We start from the raw sequence: 23782 nt of genomic DNA, 5'->3' as shown, positions 1-23782 counted from the left end.
TGGAATAGTTTACAAAAATATATTAAAATTGAAACAGAGTTGTTATTCAACAAGATCTTAGCAAACACCAATGACTACCTTAAGCATTATCATGTGAGATAAAAGTGTAAATTTGCGACGATCAATGATCTAGAATTTAACTTAGAATGCAACACAAGGCCATAACCAGTACTCAAAATGCACTTATAAAACAAATCGTTGTTTTAAAGGAAAAGTCTCGTGAGCGCAAAAAAACAGGATGTTTTGTTATTGAGGGACAACGAGAATTGTCATTAGCCATTAAAGCTAACTACCAAATCAAAAGTGTATTGTTTTATTCTGAATTAATTTCCGAAGAACAGGTTAGTTCAATTATTCCAGCTGATACAGAACTCATCGAAATTTCAAAAGATGTTTTTCAAAAGCTTGCACATCGTGATACTACCGAAGGTGTTATTGCTATTGCGAATAGTAAATCACATGATATCAACACGATACGTTTTAGCAGTGAGAATCCGTTAATCTTGGTCGCAGAAGCTCCTGAGAAACCAGGCAATATAGGCGCCATTTTACGCACTGCAGACGCAGCGCATGTGGATGCCGTCATTATCGCCAATCCGAAAGGAGACTTATATAATCCAAACATTATTCGATCTAGTGTTGGTTGTGTGTTCACCAATCAGATAGGTCTTGGCAGCACTAATGACATCATTAGCTTTTTAAAAGAGCATAACATCTCTATGTATTGTGCTGCATTGCAAGCCTCTGTTGCTTATCATACTCAAGATTACACATCACCTACAGCAATTATTGTGGGTACAGAAGCTACAGGTTTAAGCGATGCTTGGATAATGAGTGCTACACAAAACATTATTATTCCTATGCAGGGTGAAATTGATAGCATGAATGTTTCAGTGGCCGCAGGAATTCTTATTTTTGAAGCCAAACGACAACGAAATTTTAAATAATAAATGACCGCAACTACATTATTTTTTATCATCATAGGAATTATTACAGTCGATTTTATTATCGATAAAATTATAGATGCACTTAATGCCAAACATTATAATGATGCAGTTCCGCAGGAATTACAAGACGTATACGATGAAGTCGAATATAAAAAATCTCAAGCCTATAAAAAGACCAATTACAAATTTGGAATTTGGAGCTCCCTGTTTTCATTAGCTTTAACCTTAGGATTTTTAATATTTGACGGCTTTGAATACGTAGATACCATAGCTAGAAGTTATACGGAAGACCCGATTATTGTTCCTTTAGTGTTCTTCGGAATTATCATGCTAGGCAGCGATATCATCTCCACTCCATTTAGTTATTACAAAACCTTTGTGATTGAAGAACAATTCGGTTTTAATAAAACTACAAAAAAGACCTTTATTCTCGATAAGTTTAAAGGCTTGTTTATGATGGCTGTTATCGGAGGTGGAATCTTAGCTTCAATCATTTGGTTCTATCAACAGACACAAGAATCCTTTTGGTTATATGCATGGGCTATTGTCACAGTTTTTACTGTATTTATGAATATGTTTTATTCCAAACTCATTGTGCCCTTATTTAATAAACAAACTCCTTTAGAAGAAGGTAGTTTGCGTGAGAAAATTTCAGAGTATGCGACGTCTGTTGGATTTAGCCTCAATAAAATCTTTGTGATTGATGGCTCCAAGCGAAGCACAAAAGCTAATGCTTATTTTTCTGGTTTTGGTAATGAAAAACGAGTCACGCTTTACGATACTTTAATAAAGGATCTTGACGAAGAAGAAATCGTCGCTGTATTAGCTCATGAAGTTGGTCATTATAAAAAGAAACATATTGTATTTAACTTAGTCGCTTCTATCTTACTTACAGGATTAACGCTGTATATTTTATCCATATTCATTTCAAATCCTTTGTTGTCAAATGCTTTAGGTGTTGATATTCCAAGCTTTCATGTGGGATTGATTGCATTCGGACTCCTCTACTCTCCTATTTCAGAAGTCACAGGACTCATAATGAATTATGTCTCGCGTCAGTTTGAATATCAAGCCGATGATTACGCCAAAAGCACCTATGCGTCTGCCCCATTAATTACATCGCTTAAAAAACTTTCAAAAAGCAGTTTGAGTAATTTAACACCACATTCGTCTTATGTCTTTGTGCATTATTCACATCCTACCTTATTGGAGCGGGTTAGAAACTTGAGAAGTTAAATCAATAATTATAAAAATAACTGAGAATACCGATTATAATTCTCCGTAATAAAATTCAAAAACTAACCTAAAAACCCATTGCACATTAAATTTCTTATTGTTACTTTAGTTCTATGACTGAGGTAGAGATAGAAAAAGAAAATGCTGAGATTACAAAAGCCTACAAAGAGCTTCTAAAAGTCAGTTATCAAACGCTAACAAAAGAAGATAAAAAGCTCATTCGCCATGCCTTTGAAGTGGCTGTAGATGCGCATAATGGTCAACGTAGAAAATCTGGAGAAGCATATATTTTCCATCCGATTGCCGTGGCTAAAATTGTCGCAAGTGAAATCGGTTTGGATGCTACGTGTATTGCCGCAGCATTACTTCATGATGTTGTAGAAGATAATGAAGACTATACCAAAGATGATATTGAGCGTTTATTTGGTGAAACCGTCGCACGAATCGTTGATGGCTTAACAAAAATTTCATCATTGAGTAAAGATGCTGATGTGTCTACGCAAGCAGAGAATTTCCGCAAGATGCTGCTCACACTCCACGATGATGTTCGAGTGATTATTATCAAAATTGCTGACCGACTCCATAATATGCAAACTATGGACTCTATGCGTCCTGACAAACAGGAAAAAATAGCTTCTGAAACTTTATACATATATGCGCCTCTAGCACATCGTATTGGACTCTATAATATCAAAACGGAGCTTGAAGATTTAGGACTAAAATATACCGAACCTGAAGTTTACAATGATCTTGCAGAAAAAATACAAGAGAGTAAAGAAGAACAAGATGACTATATTAAAACTTTCTCTAAAGAAATTAAAGATTCTTTAGATAAAGAAGGGCTTAACTACGAAATTAAAGGTCGGCCAAAATCCATTTATTCCATAAGAAAGAAGATTTTGAAGCAAGGTGTTGACTTCGAAGAAATCTACGACAAGTTTGCTGTTCGTATTATTTATAAATCGGATCTGAAAAATGAAAAATTCTTAGCTTGGAAAATCTACTCTATTGTCACTGATAATTTTATTCCGAATCCAACACGTCTGAGAGACTGGATTTCCTCACCTAAATCAACAGGATATGAGGCATTACATATCACAGTAATGGGACCAAAAAGTAAATGGGTAGAAGTTCAAATTAGAAGTGAGCGGATGAATGAAATTGCCGAGAAGGGATATGCAGCTCATTATAAGTATAAGCAAGGTGATAGTGAAGATGCATTAGATACTTGGATTGATAAATTACAGGAAGCTCTCGAAAGTAATGAAACCAATGCGGTTGATTTTGTAGAACAATTTAAACTCAATCTCTATTCTAAAGAAATATTTGTGTTCTCACCGAAAGGCGACTTGAAATCTTTGCCAAAAGGTGCGACACCTCTAGATTTTGCATTTAGTGTTCATACCGAAGTGGGAATGAAAACCAGAGGGGCTAAAGTCAATGGTAAACTTGTACCGCTAAGTCATGAATTAAATAGTGGTGATCAAATTGAAATCTTGACCTCCGATAATGTCAAACCTAATCGCAACTGGCTAGATTACGCAACTACGGCAAGAGCCCGAAGTAAAATTAAATCATCTCTAAAAGCAGACAAAAAAGATGTTGCTGAAGACGGTAAAGAAATCTTAAGACGAAAGCTGAAACAACTAAAAATTTCACTGGATGAAAAATCAGTGAATGAAATGGTTAATTACTTCAAATTAAAAACAAGTTTGGATTTATTTTATCGTGTTGGAATTGGAACTATAGATAATAAAATGCTCAAAGAGTATGCTTCTTCTAGAAGCAATATGTTTATGAGCTATATAAAAAATAAAATCCGTAAACCGACGGTGATAGCAGATATTGATAAAGATGAGATTACCTCAAAATACGATCAACTAGTCTTCGGCAAAGAAGAGCAAAAGCTAGATTATAAATTATCAGAATGCTGCAACCCTATCCCAGGAGACCCTGTTTTTGGGTTCTTGACTATTAATGACGGTATAAAAGTTCATAAAAAAAATTGTCCGAACGCCTTGAGTTTACGATCCAATTATGCATATCGGATCATGCAGGCAAAATGGATTGATTCGACACAACAGGAATTTGCAACACAAATAAAACTCTCTGGTATTGATAATTTGGGATTAGTAAATAACATTACTGAAGTTATCTCTTCAAACATGCATGTGAACATGAAAAGCATTAGCTTTGAATCTGACGATGGCGTTTTCACTGGAAAAATTAATGTCGTCGTAACCAATAACAATATGCTCAAAAAGCTGATGGATAATCTCAAAAAAATTAATGGGATTGATAAGGTCACTAGAGTGTAAAAATTGTGTAAATTTGCACCTTAATTATGAGTGATAAAACAGAACAGAGTCATCAAGAAATTGTAAAAAATGTATTTACAACATTTCTCGGTGAAAAGGGCCACAGAAAAACTCCAGAGCGTTACGCTATTCTGCAGGAAATCTATGATAGTGAAGAACATTTTGATATTGAATCTTTATATATCAAAATGAAGAATAAAAACTATCGTGTAAGTCGTGCAACCCTATACAATACCATTGAAATCTTAATGGAATGTGGTTTGGTGAGAAAACATCAGTTTGGACAAAATCAGGCTCACTATGAAAAATCCTATTTCGACAAACAACATGATCATGTTATTTTAACAGATACAGGAGAAGTGATTGAGTTTTGTGACCCACGAATTCAATCTATTAAACAAACAATTGAAGAGGTATTTGACATTTCTATATCAAATCACTCACTCTACTTTTACGGAATAAAAAACAAACCAACTAACTAATTACACAATGGCAGTAGATTTACTACTAGGACTACAATGGGGCGACGAAGGCAAAGGAAAAATTGTTGATGTTCTTACCTCTAATTACAATATTATTGCACGTTTTCAAGGTGGACCTAATGCAGGACACACTCTTGAATTTGATGGTATCAAACATGTTTTAAGAACGATTCCTTCAGGAATTTTTCATGACACTTCTATAAATGTTATAGGAAATGGTGTAGTTATTGACCCTGTCGTTTTTGTACAGGAATTAGATGGCTTAGATCAATTTAATCTCGACTATAAGTCAAATCTTATTATCTCGAGAAAAGCACATGTCATTTTACCAACACATCGCTTACTTGATGCGGCTTCTGAAGCCTCTAAAGGCAAAGCTAAAATTGGATCAACCTTAAAAGGTATTGGTCCGACTTACATGGATAAAACAGGTCGCAATGGAATTAGAATTGGCGATTTAGAATTAGACAATTGGAAAGAAAAATATAGAGCACTAGCCAATAAGCACGAAGCAATGATTGGTTTCTACAATGTAGATATTCAATATAATTTAAAAGAAATGGAAGATGAATTCTTTTCAGCTGTTGAGCGCTTAAAAGAATTGCAATTTATAGACAGCGAAGAATATCTTAATCAAGCTCTAAAAAACGGGAAACCAATTTTAGCAGAAGGTGCACAAGGCTCACTTTTAGATATTGACTTTGGAACTTATCCATTTGTAACTTCTTCTAATACAACAGCCTCTGGTGCTTGTACGGGATTAGGCGTAGCGCCTAATAAAATAGGTGAAGTTTTTGGAATATTTAAAGCATATACCACTCGTGTGGGTTCAGGACCATTTCCGACGGAATTATTTGATAAGACTGGAGCAGAAATGGCACGTATTGGTCATGAGTTTGGCGCTGTAACAGGAAGACCTAGACGATGTGGTTGGTTAGACCTTGTGGCTCTTAAATACGCTTGTCAGGTTAATGGTGTCACACAACTAAGTATGATGAAAGGCGATGTGCTTTCAGGGTTTAAAACCTTAAAAGTATGTACAGCCTATAAATACAAAGGAGAGACCATCACTCACCTACCCTTTAATATCGAAGCGGAAAATGTAACACCAATTTATACAGATTTCAAAGGTTGGAAAGAAGATCTTACAACAATGAGAGCGGTGTCAGAATTTCCTAAAGAACTAAATGACTATATCAATTTTCTAGAAAAAGAATTGGAAATTCCAATTACGATTGTTTCTGTAGGACCAGATAGAACACAGACCATTAATAGAGTGTAAACCACATCTATTAAAAATCTGTTAACGCATACTATTCCGAAGAGATATTAGTTATTTTTGGAACAAAACATTTCACCTTGAATCTAGTATTCAAATACATCATCATATCAGCCTGTTGTCTTTCAGCATTGCTGTCCTATTGTCAAGAACCGAAACGTATCTTTATTGAATACTCTGGTTTTACCGTTAAGGATACTTTAATAAGCGAAAACATAACCACTTTTGTTAGAAGTGACCAAGGACAAATTCATATTGTTCATGAAGGCATTGATATGTGGTGTGATAAAGCCTTATATTATCAAGACGAAGATTTTATTGAAGCCTATAGCAATGTGCGTATGAAGCAAGGCGACACTATTAATATGACGTCCAACTACGTCGAATATAGTGGCATAACACAACTCGCTTTTGCCGCTGGAGACGTGGTCTTGACAGAACCGCAATCGATATTAACCACAGATACATTATATTTTGACCGCACGAAGCAGCAGGCCTATTATATAAGTAGAGGAAAAGTGGTTAGAGATTCATCTGGAACTATTACGAGCCAGATAGGTCGCTATTATATGGATAGTAGCAAATACCGTTTTCTCAAAAACGTAGTGCTTGTCAATCCAGATTACACCTTAAAGACTAAACAACTTGATTTTTATTCAGATACGAGCCATGCATACATGTATGGTCCATCAACGATTGTTGGTGATTCTAGCAAGATCTATTGTGAACGCGGCTTTTATGACACTCAAAATGACACGGGTTATTTTATAAAGAACTCAAAAATAAATTATAATAATCGCGAAGTTAAAGGAGACAGTCTCTTCTTTGATCGCACACGTAACTTCGCTTCTGCTACAAATAACATTATAGTAACCGACACCATTAACAAGAGTGTAATTAAAGGTCATTATGCAGAGGTTTTTCGTGCTAAAGATTCGGTATTCATTACCAAACGCGCATTAGCGATAACGGTTCAAGAAAACGATTCGCTTTACATTCATGCCGATACCTTAATGGTTACAGGTAAACCAGAGCATCGCATTACAAGAGCTTATTACAATGCCAAAATGTATAAAACTGATATGAGTGGAAAGGCAGATTCCATTCATGCCGACCACAAAACAGGCTTGACTCAATTGATTAATCTACAGCGCTTTTCTGAAGGTGATGAGTTTTCGGTAAAGCGACGACCTGTCATATGGAATATAGGCAATCAAATGACTGGAGACTCTATACACCTCATTTCCAACGTAGAGAAAGAGGAACTAGATTCACTGAAAGTCTTCGACAATGCCTTTCTCATTAGCAAAGACACATTAGGTGACGGTTTTAATCAAATTAAAGGTCAGAAACTTATAGGATTGTTCACAGATAATGAATTGTACAATGTGGACATCATCAAAAATGCAGAAATAATTTTCTACACAAGAGATGACAATGACAGCTTAATTGGTATTAATAAATCTAAATCTGGAAGTATTAATATGCAGTTTGATGGGCCTTATAAACTCATAACACTAATAAATCAGGTAGATGGAGATATCTATCCAGAATCACAGTTTCCAAAAAATGCCAGGCAATTCAGAGGTTTCGACTGGCGAGGTGAAGAAAAACCAGAAAGTGTTGAAGACTTGTTTAGTGAAGATCCTCCTTTAAATCTTCCAAAAATTAGAGGTTTAGCACCCCTTGTACCTGATGAAGAATTCTTTGATGATGCTTTAATGAAACGCGTTGATACTGCACAACAAAAAACCAAGAATGATAGCAGTAAAGCCGGAAGGCAAATACCTAAAAAAGATAAGATTCCAGTAAAAAAACCGTCTAAAAAATCAAAAACTAAAACGCTTAACAAACCATTGGTGAATAAAAAGGGTAATTGATGAAAGAAGATTTTTTCAAATATCAAGCGCAAACAACACCACACCCTTTAGCCATGACCGTATCTCATGCGGAAGGTTCTTATATTTACGATACTAATAATAAAGCCTATTTAGATTTTGTAGCTGGTGTTTCTGCCTGCAGTCTGGGTCATAAACATCCTAAAGTAATTGATGCCATAAAACAGCAATTGGATAAATATCTTCATGTGATGGTATATGGCGAATACATTCAAGAGCCTGCGGTTGAACTCACTAAGCTATTAGCCTCTCACCTTCCCGAAAATTTAGAAAAAACATACCTGACAAACTCAGGGACCGAAGCTATAGATGGCGCTATGAAACTGGCCAGACGTGCTACAGGAAGAAGTGAAATTATTGCTGCTCATCATGCCTATCATGGCAATACTATGGGTGCTTTAAGTGTTATGGGTTATGAAGAACGTAAGCGTGCGTTTAGACCTTTAATTCCTGATGTCAGGTTTATCCATTTCAATCGTATCGCGGATATTTCACAGATTACATCAAAAACCGCTGCTGTACTATTAGAAACAATTCAAGGTGGCGCTGGTTTTATAGAACCTAAAGATGGTTATCTTGCAAAAGTTAAAGCGAAGTGTGATGCTGTGGGCGCCTTATTAATTCTTGATGAGATTCAGCCCGGAATTGGTCGCACTGGAAAATTATTCGGTTTTGAACATTTCAACTGCATACCTGATATACTAGTAACTGGCAAGGGTTTGGGTGGCGGAATGCCTATAGGTGCTTTTACTGCTTCAGCTAAATATATGAATTTACTTCAAGACAATCCTAAATTAGGCCACATCACGACATTTGGCGGACATCCAGTAATTGCTGCTGCTGCTTTAGCAACTTTAAAAGAGATAACAACATCAAATTTAATGAATGACGTCTTGGTAAAAGAGCAACTAATACGGCAGCATTTGCAACACCCTCTAATTAGTGAAATTCGTGGACGCGGATTAATGTTAGCTGCAATAACTCATTCTCCAGATATCACTAATGAAGTCATTTTACGATGTCAGGAACAAGGATTAATCTTGTTTTGGTTGCTTTTTGAACCAAAAGCAATTAGAATTACACCTCCTTTAACCATTTCCAAAGCCGAAATCATCAAAGGATGTAAGATAATAACTCAGGTTTTAGAATCTATATCAAGTTAGAAATTGAAATTATATTACATATATATAAATCTATTTTACAGATAATTAGCCTGCCTTACTTAAATAATAACTCTACGTGTTAATTACTTTGTTGAAAACATTAACCCTAAAAATCGATATTTTTAGCCTTTAAGACTACTTTTATTTAAACGAACAACGCTATTTGCTTATGGAGTTTGGTCTACCCGAAGACAACAATAATATTTCGCTTACAAGATTCGAATCAATGCTCAAAACCAACAATGTTTTGTTCTTTGATTCTTCTGAATTTGAAAACATCATTCATCATTACCTTGAAATGGGTAAAATAGCAATAGCTAAAAAAGCTGTTAAACTAGGACTCGAGCAACATCCAACATCGATTAATTTAAAGTTGTTTCAAACAGAACTATTTGTACTTGAAAACAAATTTGACGATGCGAATAAATTATTAGATGAGTTGCATTCTCTTGACCCAAGGAATGAAGAAATATTCATTCAGAAAGCCAATGTATTATCTAAGCAAGATATGCATGAGAAAGCCGTAAACACCTTATTGATTGCATTGGAGCTTTCCAGTGATGACGAGGGTATTAGTGACTTGTACGCCCTCATAGGAATGGAATACCTCTTTCTTGATCAATTTGATAATGCTAGAACTTATTTCAAAAAATGTCTTGACATCGATATGGAAGACTATTCTGCCTTATACAATGTGATTTATTGTTATGACTTCTTGGATGAAAATCAAGACGCTATTATGTTTTTAAATGGCTATGTAGATAAAAATCCGTATTGTGAAGTGGCATGGCATCAATTAGGACGTCAGTATTTTACGATTAAAGAATACGACAAGGCATTGGCTGCTTTTGATTTCGCAATAATATCTGATGACAATTTTGTAGGAGCTTACCTTGAAAAAGGAAAAGTTCTAGAAAAGAAAAAAATGCATCTCGAGGCTATAGAGAATTACAAAATCACATTAGCTCTAGATGAGCCAACGTCTTTTGCGCTATTGCGCATAGGTCACTGTTATGATAAACTCGGGAAAGATGATCTGGCTGTTCAGTATTTTTATAAAACCGTTCATGAAGATCCGTTATTAGATAAAGGATGGATAGCAATCACGAAATTCTACAATAGGAAACAAAATTACCAAAAAGCCTTATTCTATATTAATAAAGCTATCAATATTGATGCTGAAAATGTCATTTATTGGAAACTTTATGCGCAAATTAACCATCGCCTTAATTTTCTTGAAGAGGCAGAACGCGGGTATAAGAAAACATTAGACTTAGGTAATTATGAATTACAAACCTGGTTATCCAGAGCTGATATTTTAATTGCTTTAGGTGAGTTTGAGGCATCAGTCATAAATTTAATACAGGCGGCCGAATTTTACCCGGAAACAGCCGAAATTGAATTCCGTTTGGCAGGACTGCATTTCACACTGCATGAGAGCAGTAAAGGGCATTACCACCTAAAAAATGCATTAGTACTCAATCATGAGTATGATTTTATATTAGAAGAGCTATTTCCAAATGTCATGCTAAAACCTACGGTACTTCAGGTCATTTCAGAATCTAAAAATTAGGAGCATTGCTTTCGTGTAAAAATACTCATTGCTATTTCATACCTTTACACTGCATATTTTAAAGACTACAATGCGAAGACAACTTAAGGACTATATTTTCATTACACTTAAAGGAATTGCCATGGGAGCAGCAGATGTTGTCCCTGGTGTTTCCGGTGGAACAATTGCCTTCATTTCTGGGATTTACGAAGAGCTTATCGAAAGCATAGATAAGATTGATATGAGTGTTTTTAAAACTTGGAAAGCACACGGATTTAAATCGGCATGGAATTCTTTCAACGGTAGCTTTCTTCTTGCATTATTCTCAGGAATTGCCATTAGTATTTTATCCCTTGCCAAATTGATTAAGTGGTTGTTGCACAATGAACCAATTTTATTATGGTCTTTCTTTTTCGGGCTTGTTTTAGCGAGTATTTTATTTATCGGTAAGCAAATTGAAAACTGGTCAACCTCGACCATAGTAGCTATAATGGTAACGTCTATTCTATCCTACTATATTACCTTGGCCGAACCTTTTGCATCTCCCGACAGTTCAATGTACTTATTGTTTTGTGGATTTATTGCAATCATTGCTATGATATTGCCTGGTGTTTCAGGCGCCTTTATATTATTGATACTGGGTGCTTATGAAACCGCAATTAACACAGTAAACAATCTTATAGAAGGTGTTTCTTCTGGAAACTGGGAACTCTTAAAAGACGCCTTATTAAAGTTTTTCCTATTAGGTGTTGGCGCTATCATTGGTTTAAAAGTCTTTTCAAAGCTTTTAAACTGGATGTTTAAGCATAAAAAGAATCTAACATTAGCCATTCTTACAGGATTTATGATTGGGTCTTTAAATAAAATATGGCCATGGAAAAAAATTCTTAAAACTAGGATTAATTCCGAAGGTATGGAAGTTACCGTATTAGATGAAAGTATTTTACCATCCTCCTATGCAGGTGATAGTCAAATGTTATTTGCAGTACTAATAGTGGTCATCGGATTTGCGACCATTCTTATTCTTGAAAGTTTCGGTAACAAAAAGCCAAACACCTAATGGAAAGTGTAAGAACACTTAAAGATCGCGTATTCTTAGTTATCAAGGGACTCGGAATGGGAGCTGCCAATAAGGTGCCTGGAGTATCTGGTGGTGTTGTTGCCTTTGTTGCTGGATTCTATGAAGAATTTATTTACTCCTTACAACGGGTGAATAAAACGGCTCTTAAATTCTTGTTGAATGGCCGCTTTAAGAGTTTCTATCGCTATATCAATGGTAGATTTCTCGGACTACTCTTCTTAGGGATGATTATTAGTTATTTTAGCGTGTCTAAAGTCTTAGATTATTTTCTTCAGTATTATCAATTATATGTTTGGAGTATGTTCTTCGGAATGATTATCGGCTCTATTTACTACATCAATAAAGACTTCAAAGATTGGAATTATAAAAGCATCATCTCTTTATTGATAGGAATAACACTTGGTATTGGAATCAGTTTCTTAGATCCGGCAACCGAAAATGACAATCTGTTATTTGTCTTTTTCTGCGGAATAATTAGTGTCTCTGGAATGACGCTTCCGGGCTTTTCTGGATCATTTATATTAATTTTATTTGGAAATTATGTGTTGCTTTTAGTAGATTCAGTTAATGCTTTATTTGACACTTTCGCCGAAATGCTTACTGGTGATTTTAGTTTTATTGAAAATGAAATTAGAATACGCTTATTAAAGGTGCTTACAATGTTCACTTTAGGATCAGTGGCAGGTTTAGTAACGTTTTCTCATGTTTTAAATTACGTGCTTCATCACTATAAAAGCATTACTATAGCTTCAATCATTGGTTTTATAATTGGGTCATTAGGTGTGGTATGGCCGTGGAAAGAAACCGTTTATAAACTTAACCTTAACGGTGACTTAATACTAGATTCAAGAGGCGAAAAGATCATTTCAAATTATGAGCGTTTTCTTCCAGAATTAAACAGTGAAACTTATATTGCAATTGCTTATATTATATTCGGCATCCTAATAGTATTGGCCTTGGAATGGTATGGTCAACGTACAAAACGGAAATTATGAATCGATTAGGTCTTGTTGGAAAAAACATATCATACTCCTTTTCTAAATCTTATTTCAAAAAGAAATTTGAAGACCTTGAGCTGCCTTTTAGCTATGAGAACTTTGATATTGAAAATATATCTCAGTTTCCGAAGCTTATAGAGAATAACTCTGATGTTATTGGTTTTAATGTCACAATTCCTTACAAAGAAAGTATTATCCCGTATCTAGATGTACTCGATAAAAAAGCTAAGAGAATTGGTGCGGTTAATACCATTACTATAGCTAAAAACGGAAAAATAAAAGGGTACAATACCGATTGCTATGGGTTTAAAAAATCAATTGAGCCCTTATTGAAGAAACACCATGAAAAAGCACTTATCCTGGGAACTGGTGGTGCATCTAAAGCCATTGTTTACGCTCTTAAAGAACTAAAAATTAAATTTGAATTTGTGTCAAGAACAACTAAAAAAGGTATAAAATTTACTTATGACTCCTTAACTGTTGATGACATAAAATCCTTTAACATCATCATAAATTGTACTCCAATAGGCACATTTCCAAACGTTAATGCTTGTCCAGATATCCCATATGACGGTATTACTGAAGCACACCTTTTGTATGATTTAATCTATAATCCGGAAGAGACAAAATTTATGAGATTAGGAAAAGCTCAAAAAGCGCAAACTACTAACGGATACGAAATGCTCGTGTTACAGGCAGAAAAAGCATGGCAAATTTGGAATGCTTCCAATTAAAACTTTAAATAGCCGTTCTTTTTTGTAAATAAGCCGCTTGTTAGTATATTAGCCTTCTAACATAAAAAACATTGAAAAATGTCTGAGAAGGAAAACCTGCAAGATGCAGACGGAACGATTGAAACAAATACTACTGAAACGCCTCAAACTTCAAATGAGGCAAACCCATCTGAGGAATTAATTCCTGAAGATTCTAAAAAATCTACAGAAGTCGACCAAACTGCAGACGCAGTAGACGATGTCACGGAAACTAATTTAGAGAAAACAGAAGCGGTTAAACCCGAAACCCAAGAAGATACGCCTGAAAGCGAAAAAAGTGATAAGCCTATCGAAAGGACTGAAGAAGCTCATACTGAAACTGTTGAAGATACTGCTGAAGTTCATGCAAAAAATCTTGAGACAGTTGAGACTACCACTACAGATACGGTGAAAGAGACTAAAATGGCAGATGCACATGTTGAGGAGATTGAAGAATCTAATGCAGAAGACGCTGAAGATGAAACCAATGCTGAACGCCATGAATTAGAGTCTAAAGACTATCATGCAATGACTATGGAGCAACTAACTACAGAATTAGAGCTGCTCGTTGAGAATCATAAAATACAGAATATCAAAGCTCAAGTAGAAGAGGTGAAATCGGAGTTTAATTCTAAATTCGACGCCTTACTAGATGAGAAAAAAGAAGAGTTTCTGAGCGAAGGTGGTAATGAAATTGATTTCTATTACTCCTCTCCTATTAAGAAAAAATTCAATGCAGTTTTCAAGACCTATAGAAATAATTTAAACGCTTATTATAAAGAGCGTGAAAATAATTTAAAGGGGAATCTTGAAAATCGTTTACAGATTATAGAAGAAATTAAAAGCTTAATAAACGTTGAGGAAAATATAAACAACACCTACAAGCATTTTAAAGACTTACAAGAACAGTGGCGTAATGCTGGACCAATTCCAAGAGATCGTTATAACAATGCCTGGAATTCATATCACCATCATGTCGAAATCTTTTATGACTTTCTACATTTAAATCGCGACTTACGCGATATGGATTTCAAACATAATCTTGAGCAAAAAACCAAGATTATTGAGCGTGCAGAAGAATTAGCTCAAGATGACAATATAAATCGTTCGTTTAGAGAGTTACAAGTGCTACATAAACTATGGAAGGAAGATCTTGGACCGGTGGCTAAAGCCCACAGAGAAGAAATCTGGGAACGTTTTAGCCGCGCTACAAAAACGATTCATGACAAACGCCAGGCTTATTACGAAGATTTAGACAAGGCTAGAGAAACTAACCTTGTAAAGAAAGAAGAAATAATTTTAAAAATTGAGGAGATTGCAGCAGAGGACGTAAGCTCTCATCAATCATGGCAAAAGAAAATCAAATCTATTGAAGCTTTAAGAGAAGACTTTTTTAATGCGGGTAAAGTCCCTCAAAAAGTTAATGAAGCTACTTGGTCTAAATTCAAATCTGCGGTTAGAACATTCAATAGAAATAAGAATGCATACTACAAGCATTTGAAAAAAGACCAATACGAAAATCTTGAGAAAAAGAAGGCGCTTATTCAAATTGCATTAGATAATAAAAATAACGAGGATTTTGCAGCCACGACGCCTTTAATGAAAAAGATTCAGAATGATTGGAAGAAAATTGGTCATGTCCCACGAAAAGACAGTGATAAAGTCTGGAAAGAATTCAAAGGCGCATGCAATGCTTATTTCGACAGGTTGCATGCCGAACGCAATGAAGCCAATAAAGAACTAATGGTAGCGTATGAACAAAAAAACGCTCTATTAACTGAAGTTAAAGGCTTAGAATTGTCGGGCAAACCAGAACAAGATATCGCAACGATTAAAGAAAAAATTTCGATGTGGAAAGCCATTGGTCATGTACCCTCTAACAAACGATATATTGATGGTAAGTTCAATAAAGCATTGGATGCCTTATTTGGGAAGCTTGATATGGACAAAGCTAAATTAGAGATGATTAGGTTTGAAAACAAACTAGAAAATTTAGCACAGCCTAATGACACGAGATTATTGGATAACGAACAAAACTTTATTAGGAAGAAAATCACTGAAATTAAGGGAGAAATTAATCAATTAGAAAACAATATGCAGTTTTTCTCGAATGTAGACGAAACTAACCCTTTAGTGAAAGATGTCATAAAAAATATCGATAAACACAAGCAAGGATTGTCGGTATGGCAAGAGAAATTGAAGAAAATTAAATCTATGTATTAATTGCAACAATACAACTAAAAAAAGACCATTAATAGTAGTGGTCTTTTTTTATATAACAATGGCCATTACTCTGATATAACTTATTTTTCTTACCCTTTTTAAAGTGGCTGTATTTTATTCCTTAACTTTAAATCATGAATGAACTTATTCATAAGTTTTATAAAGCTTTTACTGAACTTGATGCAGAAACAATGGCATCATGTTATCATGCTGAAGTCGTTTTTGAAGATCCAGCCTTTGGTAAATTAAAAGGTGAGCATGCTGGTAATATGTGGCGCATGTTATGTGCATCTCAAAAAGGCAAAGACTTTAGAGTTACGTATTCAGATATCCAAACCAATAAACACTCTGGAAGTGCTTCATGGCAAGCTTTCTATACATTTAGTAAAACCGGCAGTGAGGTACATAATTCAATTGTGGCTCAGTTTGAGTTCAAAGATGGTAGTATTATCAAGCACACCGACCAATTTAATCTCCATAAATGGGCCAAACAAGCCTTAGGTTTTAAAGGGTTTTTATTAGGAGGAACCTCGTTTTTTAGAAACAAATTACAAAGACAGACCAATATTCTTTTGAAGGCTTTCGAAGATTCATTATAACATAAAAAAAAGCTACTTATTTAGGGCTCAAGTAGCTTTTGTATCATCTTGTACTGTTTCTTTTTAGGGACTGACTGTTTACTTTATGTTTCAGTACTTGATCACATTATTATATAGTCAAAATGTATGCCAAATTAATTCCATATCGAAAACATATAAATAGTATATGTCAGAAGTAGGTTATGAATATTCTGGTTTTTTACCAACGACATCTTTGTAAAATGATTTCATATACCTGAAGTCGGCTTCAACATCATCAGTTGGATAAAAGGGTTCAGAAATGTGATTTTGTTTATTTTTAAAATCCAGAGTAAACATAATAATAGGAACTTGTGCAGCTTTGGCAATATAATAGAATCCTGTTCGCCATTCTTTTACCTTTTTCCTAGTGCCCTCTGGAGCCAGAGTTAAACGAAACTCATCTTTTCCCTCAAATAATTTAGCTATTGCCTCAACTTTGTTCTGCCCGGAAGTTCTATCCAATGGCGCTCCCCCTACCGCTCTAAAGTACCAACCAAAAGGCCAACGAAACAATTCTTTTTTTCCAACAAAATTAGTTTTTACATTTACAATTTTCCGAAGTAAAATACCGATTAAGAAATCATACCAACTTGTATGAGGTACGGCAATGATAACCGCCTTCTTGAGTTCGTCCTTTGAGAAATTAGTGTTTCCAGTAATTTTCCAACCTAAAAGTGTATAGTAGATAAATTTAGCCAGCCAGCGCATATTACATCTTTTGATATAAGTTTTTAAGCTTTTCTCTAGTAATAACTTGTTGCCAATTTTTACCTATGGCATTCTCCCAAAGAGGTGCTAACCCCAGAGCTACGTCAATCATAATATCAAATTCGTCATCATGGAGATTCGCACAAACCCCTTGTGGTAGTTCAATTTTATGTTTTTCTTTCATCGATTTGAAAAGTTTGACTCCTTCTGGGTAAAATTCTTCAAGATGATCAAAAACAATACAATTTCCGATTCCATGTTTAGTTCCAAGAAGATAAGACAACCCATAGCTCATGGCGTGAGCTACTCCAACCTGTGAATACGCTATACTCATCCCACCATGCCAAGAGGCCATCATCAATTTATCTTGTGCTTCTTTTTCTGAAAGTATGTCTTGAGTAAAAATTTCTTTACATAACTCTAAGGCTTTTTCGCCATAACTCTGACTAAATGCGTTGAGATAAGTGCCGTCGAGTGATTCAACACAATGGATATAGCAATCCATTCCCGTATAAAACCATTGATCTTTTGGAACACCAACGGTTAGCTCAGGATCTAAAATCACCTGATCAAATGGCGTGAAGTCTGAATTAATTCCTAATTTTTTATCAGGCCCTGTAAGCACGGTAGTTCGTGAAACTTCTGCGCCTGTTCCAGAAATTGTAGGAATACCTACATGATAAATGGCTGGTGTTTTTACCAAATCCCAACCTTGATAATCTTTAGCTTCACCTTCATTGGTAAGCATAATTGAAACCGCCTTAGCGAGATCTAATATAGTGCCACCGCCAATACCAATAACACCTGAAGGCCTATCTTTATGAGACAAAATTATTTTTTCCACTAACGCATCTACTTGAGACGTTTTAGGCTCATTATTGGCAGATATATAAAGCAATTGATCGTCATAAGCCAACGGTAATCTTGAACTTATAATTGGATCTCCCTTAAATACATCATCGACTAAAAAAATAAATGGTGCTTTAATGTTTAACCGTTTTGGTGCTAGGATATCTCCTAACTGATTAAAACTGCCTCGTCCAAAAACAACTCTGGACACCATTGGATAATTTTTATAACTCATTTACTTGTCTTCATATACAAAAATAAAAACATAGTTGGATTTATCTTTGCTTATTTAAATTATGTTAGCGCTTTTTAGAAACTAGTATTTTAATGCACCACTGTTAGCCTAATACGTCTTTTAGTTCTGTTAAGCTTGATATTGTCTTATAATCTGATCGTTTTGTCTGATTTTCATGAACCTGTTCATGCAACCACGTTGTATGAAAAGGCACATGTATAGCTTTTGCACCAATTTGAACAATTGGTAAAATATCTGATTTTAATGAATTCCCAACCATCAAAAACTCTGCAGGTTTGATATCTAAATGATCTAATAATTTAGAATAATTTGCAGGTTGCTTATCACTCAATACTTCAATGTGATGAAAATATGAGGTCAAATCTGACTTTTCTAATTTTCGTTCCTGATCTAACAAATCTCCTTTGGTCACTAAAATCAAGCGATGTGTCTTTGAAAGTGTTTTTAAAATGTCTTCTACGCCGTCTAAAAGTTCCACAGGTTTGTTGAGCATATTTTTACCTAAATCAAGAATTCTACTCACGGTGTCTACAGAAATCGTATGGTCAGATAATTCAATAGCCATCTCAACCATAGATAATACAAAACCTTTAATCCCATAGCCATACAACGAAAGGTTTTTCATTTCCATTTTAAATAATTCTTGATCAATTTTATTAGCGGTTTCATAAGACGACAATAATTTTGCAAACTCTAATTCGGCATCTCGAAAATAGGTCTCATTGACCCACAATGTATCATCTGCATCAAAACCTATAACTTTAATATGTTCGTAATCTTTCTTCAATTTATTTCCAGAGTTTTTTTGCCCGTTCTAGATCTTCAGGCGTATCAATTTCAACACCTTCTATATGGGTTTCAACCATTTTGATACGTTTCCCATATTCTAAGTAACGTATGCATTCAATCTTTTCTGTCGCTTCAATAAATTGCATTGGCAACTTATAAAAATCTAGCAGTGCCTCTTTTCTAAACGCATAAATGCCTTTATGTTTGAAATACCGAGCTCCAGCCTCTTTATCTCTAGGATATGGTATGGGGCTTCTAGAAAAATATAAAGCAAAATTATCTTGATCAACAATTACTTTTACTGTATTTGGGTTACTTATTTCATCCCAGTCATGGATCTCTACCATTAATGAAGCTAGATCAATTTCCTTTTTAGAATCGTCTTTAAACACATGCAAAACTTTTTCTAAACTTTCGCGTTCGGTAAAAGGCTCATCACCTTGCACATTAACAACGATATCGACATCAAGATTTTCAACTGCTTCGGCAATACGGTCACTTCCAGATTCATGTTCTTTTTTACTCATTATAGCTTTTCCGCCATTTGAAGTAATCTCATTAAAAATGATGTCACTATCAGTAACTACGTAGACCTCATCAAAGAGTTTAGTGGCTACGGTGGCTTCATAAGTCCTAAGAATCACCGATTTACCCGCGAGATTTTGCATGAGTTTGCCCGGAAAACGGGATGCACTATAACGTGCAGGAATCATTGAAATTATCTTCATTTGATCAAAATAACTTGAATCTCAAAAATAAAACTTTTTAAAGGAATATCGTGGTAATTGTGACGAGAATTTCAGGCGCACTAAAAGCTATTGATGTATTAGTATTCTTCAAAGAATTCGTCTTTAAATCCAATAAGATACAATTTATCTTGAGCTCTTGTAACCGCTGTGTATAACCACCTCATATAATCCTTATCTACTCCATTTGGCAGGTAAGGCTGTTCAACAAAAATAGTGTTCCATTGACCTCCTTGCGACTTATGACAAGTTATCGCATAGGAGAATTTGACCTGAAGTGCGTTAAAATGTTTATTGCCTTTTATTTTTAAAAATTTTCTATAGTTGGATGTTTCGTCTTCGTAATCTTTTTGCACTTCCTGATAAAGTCTATTGCTGTCGTCGTAAGTTAATGACGGGGTTTCTGCAGTAATCGTATCTAACAATAATACAGTTTCAAAAGGTCGCATTTTAGGGTAATCTACCATTTGAACCTTAACTTCCGCAAAGCGGAAACCATATAGTGATGTAATCGAAAATATCTCTAAAACTTGTATGATATCACCATTAGCGATAAAACCAGCTTCAGTGGTAGGTTTAATCCAGAAGTAATTGTTTTTTACCACCATCAAAAAGTCACCAACAGTAAGTTCGTTTTCATTGAAGAGGATTCGGTTTCTTATTTGTTGATTATAAAGATTTGCTCTTTTATTACTTCTTACTATTATAGCGGTTTCTTCATGACCATGCTCACTATAAGAATCATTGATAGCATCCATAACTTCTTGTCCATCAATAAGTCTAATTATGTCTTTAAAACCATTTAAATTGAATTGAAATGACTCATAAAACTCATTATCTAGAACTTCTCTAATGCGTGTGGCATTACTTAATATGCCCGATTCTTGACCTTGCCTCACAACTTCATCAAGTTCTATTGCAGTTACACGTTTATTATAAATAAGATCCAATTGTTCTGCATCTAACGCAGGTGACAGTTCAGATTTTATAGGTGGTAATTGTGCTTTATCACCAATAAGCAATAGCTTACATTTATGTCCAGAATAAACATATTGTATTAAGTCATCCAATAGGGATGTGCTTTCAAAGTTTTTTGAATCTGAAGGGATATCTGGAATCATTGAAGCTTCATCGACAATAAAGATGGTATTTCGATGTTTATTTGGTTGCAATACAAATTTGATTCCACCTCCTTTATCTTTTTTAGGAAAGTATATTTTTTTATGAATAGTAAACGCCTCTTTTTTAGAATAATTTGAAATAACCTTTGCTGCTCTTCCCGTTGGCGCCATTAATACTGCACTTTTTTTTGTTTCCCATAAGTTAGAAACTAAAGTCCCTATAATGCTCGTTTTTCCAGTCCCTGCAAATCCTTTTAACAGATACAATGCATTAGGTGTATCATCATATACGAATTGAGCCAATTGCTCTAAAGCGACAAGCTGCTTGTTTGTAGGTTCGAATGGAAATTTACTAATGAGTAATTTATAAAATTCTGATACTATCATTTATATAATTGAAATACAATTAATAACGCAAGATAAGATTTAATGCTCTAGCAAATAAAGGGATTTGCTTACAAAATTAGTTGTTGAATTTAAAAGTAATTTTATATCTTTCACCTTTGATTGTTTTTTATCTACAATGTTTTAACGAACAAAAAAAAATTGTAGATTTGCGTAACTCCTTAATAAAAAATAAAAAAACTAACTATGTTAAATGTGATTCTTGTAGTTGTAGGCCTTATTTTACTTACTGTAGGTATTGTTTGGTTAATCGACAAATTCGTCCCTAAGAAATTAAAACCGATACTAAATCTAGTATTGTGGGCTTTAATTGTGTTTCTAGGTTACATTACTTTTATGTCTGTGTATGGAGAGATAAAGTTCAATAAGCTAAAAAATGAGAGGTATGACAGTGTTATTTCAAAATTAAAAGACATTAGAGATGCGGAGTTGGCACATAGAACAGTTACTGGAGAATTTAATGGAAACTTCGACGACCTTATTAAATTTATTGATACTGCCGAATTTACAATTACACAGCGTAAGGATTCAACAATTATTGACGAAGAATTAACACGTCGCTTTGGCGGTGTAGAAACTACAAGAGATATTGTGGTTATAGATACATTAGGGTTTGTTCCTGTAAGAGATTCTCTTTTTGGTGCAGATACGCGCTACAAAACGATGATGAATTTACCTGTTGGACAACCAGGGGCTAAATTCATTCTTAAAGCTGGAAGACTTGCAGATAATAATATCCCTGTTTTTGAAGCATCTGTAGATAAAGCCATTATTCTTTTTGATCAAGATGAAAATTTGGTTGCTAAAGAAAAGGAAGTTGTTTCTGTAGATGAAGTTAATGGTCCAACGTTAAAAGTAGGATCAATGGATGAACCTTACACAAAAGGTAACTGGCCTAAAAACCTTAGTAAAGACTAAACTTTTGAAACAAAATAGTATAAAAGCACTGTCCATTCAAATTCAATTGAGTGGACTTTCTTTTTGTATTCTTAATCGCTCTAAGCACACTATAGAATTTTTAAAGCATATCCGTCTTGAAAAGAAGGCTACGCCTTATGAATTGCTGAATAAACTAACGGCTTTCATTACATCACAATCTGAACTCAATGAAACCTTTGATTCAGTCACTTGCATCTATCAAAATGAGCTTTCTTGTTTAGTGCCAAATGCTTTGTTTAATGAAAATAATTTAGCTGATTATCTAAAATTTAATGCGAAAATTCTAAAAACAGATTACATCAGTTACGACACTTTAGTCCTCAACGACAGTGCTAATGTATATGTCCCACTTGTGAATATCAATAATTATCTTTTCGAAACTTACGGTAGTTTTGAATACAAGCATGCGTCTACTATACTTATTGAAACATTGTTGCAATCCGTCAATGAAAGTACTCAAGAGCGCATGCACATCAACGTCAATACCTCAAGTTTTGAAATTATATGCGTCAAGAATGGACAACTCATCTGTTATAATACATTTGAGTATTCAACCAAAGAAGATTTTATCTATTATATTTTATTTACTATTGAGCAATTAAAACTTAATCCTGAAACTATAGTAACTGAGCTAAGCGGTCTAATTGAGGAAGACTATGAACTCTATCAAATCGTTTATAAATATATTAGAAATGTCGCAATTCTAGAACCAACATATAATTACGGTTTTGTTGATTCAATTAAAAAGCATAATGCACATAATAATTTCATCTTACTGAACAGTTTTAACTAATGCGAATTATCTCAGGACAATATAAAGGACGACGAATCACAGCTCCTAAAAAATTACCGGTCAGACCAACCACTGATATGGCTAAGGAATCCTTATTTAACATTCTTAATAATAGCTATTTCTTTGATGAGATTGATGTTCTAGATCTTTTTTCCGGTACAGGAAATATTAGTTATGAATTCGCCTCGAGAGGCACAGAAGATATTACGGCAGTTGACAGCCATTATGCTTGTATTAAGTTTATTTCTGAAACATCAAAACAATTTGATATGAATATTATTACCATAAAGAGTGATGTATTCAAATTTCTGGAAAATACTCAACATAAATATGATATCATTTTTGCTGATCCGCCTTATGATTTCTCTGTAGAATTATTCTCTAAACTGCCGGAACTTGTTTTTAATAACGATATACTTTTACCAGAAGGATTATTAATTATTGAACATTCAAAACACACGAACTTATCTGAGATTAGCAGGTATTCGCATTCTAAAATTTATCGTGGAAATGTCTTCAGTTTCTTTAACTAAAGGGAGGCATAATTACCATAAATTCAATACATTATATTTCCATTTCTAATTGTAAGAATTGGTTTGTTAACATTTTTTTTTTATCTTTCACTAA

21 protein-coding genes are annotated in these 23782 nt (G+C 34.5%); 16 read left to right on the top strand and 5 right to left on the bottom strand.

Translation table 11 applies throughout. The features are described 5' to 3' along the window. Window positions 1–146 precede the first annotated feature (146 nt). The 13 genes from BLT57_RS09190 to BLT57_RS09130 all read left to right on the top strand — a co-directional run bounded on the left by BLT57_RS09190 (window position 147) and on the right by BLT57_RS09130 (window position 16528). On the top strand, window positions 147–947 hold the full coding sequence (locus BLT57_RS09190; protein WP_091425116.1) for an RNA methyltransferase: 801 nt from the start codon (window positions 147–149) through the stop codon (window positions 945–947). 3 nt (window positions 948–950) lie between these two features. Next, on the top strand, window positions 951–2183 hold the full coding sequence (locus BLT57_RS09185; RefSeq protein WP_091425114.1) for a M48 family metallopeptidase: 1233 nt from the start codon (window positions 951–953) through the stop codon (window positions 2181–2183). Between the two features lie 113 nt (window positions 2184–2296). Next, window positions 2297–4501: a bifunctional (p)ppGpp synthetase/guanosine-3',5'-bis(diphosphate) 3'-pyrophosphohydrolase gene (locus BLT57_RS09180; protein ID WP_091425112.1), complete on the top strand. Its 2205-nt coding sequence runs from the start codon at window positions 2297–2299 to the stop codon at window positions 4499–4501. 26 nt (window positions 4502–4527) lie between these two features. After that, window positions 4528–4983, top strand: coding sequence for a Fur family transcriptional regulator (locus BLT57_RS09175; protein WP_091425110.1), 456 nt, complete (start codon window positions 4528–4530; stop codon window positions 4981–4983). 7 nt (window positions 4984–4990) lie between these two features. Further along, complete coding sequence (locus BLT57_RS09170) at window positions 4991–6265, top strand: adenylosuccinate synthase (RefSeq protein WP_091425108.1); 1275 nt, start codon at window positions 4991–4993, stop codon at window positions 6263–6265. A gap of 77 nt (window positions 6266–6342) precedes the next feature. Continuing rightward, the gene (locus tag BLT57_RS09165; protein WP_091425106.1) at window positions 6343–8142 is read left to right on the top strand and encodes an OstA-like protein; all 1800 of its coding nucleotides are present in this window, start codon (window positions 6343–6345) and stop codon (window positions 8140–8142) included. Next, window positions 8142–9323, top strand: coding sequence for an aspartate aminotransferase family protein (locus BLT57_RS09160; RefSeq protein ID WP_091425104.1), 1182 nt, complete (start codon window positions 8142–8144; stop codon window positions 9321–9323). The genes BLT57_RS09165 and BLT57_RS09160 overlap by 1 nt, the downstream gene beginning before the upstream one ends. Window positions 9324–9549: 226 nt before the next feature. Further along, window positions 9550–10896, top strand: a complete 1347-nt coding sequence (locus BLT57_RS09155; protein WP_231928668.1) for a tetratricopeptide repeat protein — start codon at window positions 9550–9552, stop codon at window positions 10894–10896. A 70-nt stretch (window positions 10897–10966) separates the two neighbouring features. Further along, the gene (locus tag BLT57_RS09150) at window positions 10967–11935 is read left to right on the top strand and encodes a DUF368 domain-containing protein (protein ID WP_091425100.1); all 969 of its coding nucleotides are present in this window, start codon (window positions 10967–10969) and stop codon (window positions 11933–11935) included. Continuing rightward, window positions 11935–12951: a DUF368 domain-containing protein gene (locus BLT57_RS09145; protein ID WP_091425098.1), complete on the top strand. Its 1017-nt coding sequence runs from the start codon at window positions 11935–11937 to the stop codon at window positions 12949–12951. The genes BLT57_RS09150 and BLT57_RS09145 overlap by 1 nt, the downstream gene beginning before the upstream one ends. Beyond that, a complete protein-coding gene (locus BLT57_RS09140; protein ID WP_091425096.1) occupies window positions 12948–13688 on the top strand; it encodes a shikimate dehydrogenase in 741 nt (246 codons plus the stop codon). Before BLT57_RS09145 ends, BLT57_RS09140 begins: the two co-directional genes overlap by 4 nt. A 78-nt stretch (window positions 13689–13766) precedes the next feature. Then, window positions 13767–15929: a DUF349 domain-containing protein gene (locus BLT57_RS09135; protein WP_091425095.1), complete on the top strand. Its 2163-nt coding sequence runs from the start codon at window positions 13767–13769 to the stop codon at window positions 15927–15929. Between the two features lie 134 nt (window positions 15930–16063). Further along, window positions 16064–16528: a nuclear transport factor 2 family protein gene (locus tag BLT57_RS09130; RefSeq protein ID WP_091425093.1), complete on the top strand. Its 465-nt coding sequence runs from the start codon at window positions 16064–16066 to the stop codon at window positions 16526–16528. A 180-nt stretch (window positions 16529–16708) separates the two neighbouring features. Here BLT57_RS09130 and BLT57_RS09125 read toward each other — a convergent pair whose 3' ends face one another. The 5 genes from BLT57_RS09125 to BLT57_RS09105 form a co-directional block, all read right to left on the bottom strand. Further along, entirely contained in the window at window positions 16709–17257 is a 549-nt protein-coding gene (locus tag BLT57_RS09125; protein ID WP_091425091.1) for a 1-acyl-sn-glycerol-3-phosphate acyltransferase, read from the bottom strand. A gap of 1 nt (window position 17258) precedes the next feature. Continuing rightward, on the bottom strand, window positions 17259–18341 hold the full coding sequence (locus BLT57_RS09120; protein WP_172827443.1) for an iron-containing alcohol dehydrogenase family protein: 1083 nt from the start codon (window positions 18339–18341) through the stop codon (window positions 17259–17261). A 103-nt stretch (window positions 18342–18444) separates the two neighbouring features. Continuing rightward, the gene (locus tag BLT57_RS09115) at window positions 18445–19149 is read right to left on the bottom strand and encodes an HAD family hydrolase (RefSeq protein ID WP_091425088.1); all 705 of its coding nucleotides are present in this window, start codon (window positions 19147–19149) and stop codon (window positions 18445–18447) included. Between the two features lies 1 nt (window position 19150). Then, window positions 19151–19879, bottom strand: coding sequence for a 3-deoxy-manno-octulosonate cytidylyltransferase (gene kdsB, locus BLT57_RS09110; protein ID WP_091425086.1), 729 nt, complete (start codon window positions 19877–19879; stop codon window positions 19151–19153). 98 nt (window positions 19880–19977) lie between these two features. After that, the gene (locus tag BLT57_RS09105) at window positions 19978–21405 is read right to left on the bottom strand and encodes an ATP-dependent RecD-like DNA helicase (RefSeq protein ID WP_091425084.1); all 1428 of its coding nucleotides are present in this window, start codon (window positions 21403–21405) and stop codon (window positions 19978–19980) included. A gap of 204 nt (window positions 21406–21609) precedes the next feature. On the opposite strand from BLT57_RS09105, the gene BLT57_RS09100 reads away from it, so the two are divergent. Genes BLT57_RS09100 through BLT57_RS09090 form a run of 3 tightly spaced genes read left to right on the top strand, consistent with a single transcriptional unit; the run spans window position 21610 to window position 23688 of the window. After that, entirely contained in the window at window positions 21610–22341 is a 732-nt protein-coding gene (locus BLT57_RS09100; RefSeq protein WP_091425082.1) for a hypothetical protein, read from the top strand. Between the two features lie 4 nt (window positions 22342–22345). Further along, window positions 22346–23155: a DUF3822 family protein gene (locus BLT57_RS09095; RefSeq protein ID WP_231928667.1), complete on the top strand. Its 810-nt coding sequence runs from the start codon at window positions 22346–22348 to the stop codon at window positions 23153–23155. After that, entirely contained in the window at window positions 23155–23688 is a 534-nt protein-coding gene (locus BLT57_RS09090; protein ID WP_091425078.1) for an RsmD family RNA methyltransferase, read from the top strand. Before BLT57_RS09095 ends, BLT57_RS09090 begins: the two co-directional genes overlap by 1 nt. Window positions 23689–23782: the final 94 nt, after the last annotated feature.

It is taken from the genome of Formosa sp. Hel1_31_208, from assembly GCF_900104785.1.
GTDB lineage: Bacteria > Bacteroidota > Bacteroidia > Flavobacteriales > Flavobacteriaceae > Psychroserpens.
This window is presented reverse-complemented; position numbering and strand designations above follow the sequence as displayed.

Coding starts and splice junctions, on each gene's coding strand:
- BLT57_RS09190 (WP_091425116.1), top strand. CDS start 147: ATGCAACACAAGGCCATAACCAGTACTCAAAATGCACTTATAAAACAA.
- BLT57_RS09185 (WP_091425114.1), top strand. CDS start 951: ATGACCGCAACTACATTATTTTTTATCATCATAGGAATTATTACAGTC.
- BLT57_RS09180 (WP_091425112.1), top strand. CDS start 2,297: ATGACTGAGGTAGAGATAGAAAAAGAAAATGCTGAGATTACAAAAGCC.
- BLT57_RS09175 (WP_091425110.1), top strand. CDS start 4,528: ATGAGTGATAAAACAGAACAGAGTCATCAAGAAATTGTAAAAAATGTA.
- BLT57_RS09170 (WP_091425108.1), top strand. CDS start 4,991: ATGGCAGTAGATTTACTACTAGGACTACAATGGGGCGACGAAGGCAAA.
- BLT57_RS09160 (WP_091425104.1), top strand. CDS start 8,142: ATGAAAGAAGATTTTTTCAAATATCAAGCGCAAACAACACCACACCCT.
- BLT57_RS09155 (WP_231928668.1), top strand. CDS start 9,550: ATGCTCAAAACCAACAATGTTTTGTTCTTTGATTCTTCTGAATTTGAA.
- BLT57_RS09150 (WP_091425100.1), top strand. CDS start 10,967: ATGCGAAGACAACTTAAGGACTATATTTTCATTACACTTAAAGGAATT.
- BLT57_RS09145 (WP_091425098.1), top strand. CDS start 11,935: ATGGAAAGTGTAAGAACACTTAAAGATCGCGTATTCTTAGTTATCAAG.
- BLT57_RS09140 (WP_091425096.1), top strand. CDS start 12,948: ATGAATCGATTAGGTCTTGTTGGAAAAAACATATCATACTCCTTTTCT.
- BLT57_RS09135 (WP_091425095.1), top strand. CDS start 13,767: ATGTCTGAGAAGGAAAACCTGCAAGATGCAGACGGAACGATTGAAACA.
- BLT57_RS09130 (WP_091425093.1), top strand. CDS start 16,064: ATGAATGAACTTATTCATAAGTTTTATAAAGCTTTTACTGAACTTGAT.
- BLT57_RS09125 (WP_091425091.1), bottom strand. CDS start 17,257: ATGCGCTGGCTGGCTAAATTTATCTACTATACACTTTTAGGTTGGAAA.
- BLT57_RS09120 (WP_172827443.1), bottom strand. CDS start 18,341: ATGAGTTATAAAAATTATCCAATGGTGTCCAGAGTTGTTTTTGGACGA.
- kdsB (WP_091425086.1), bottom strand. CDS start 19,879: ATGAAGATAATTTCAATGATTCCTGCACGTTATAGTGCATCCCGTTTT.
- BLT57_RS09105 (WP_091425084.1), bottom strand. CDS start 21,405: ATGATAGTATCAGAATTTTATAAATTACTCATTAGTAAATTTCCATTC.
- BLT57_RS09100 (WP_091425082.1), top strand. CDS start 21,610: ATGTTAAATGTGATTCTTGTAGTTGTAGGCCTTATTTTACTTACTGTA.
- BLT57_RS09090 (WP_091425078.1), top strand. CDS start 23,155: ATGCGAATTATCTCAGGACAATATAAAGGACGACGAATCACAGCTCCT.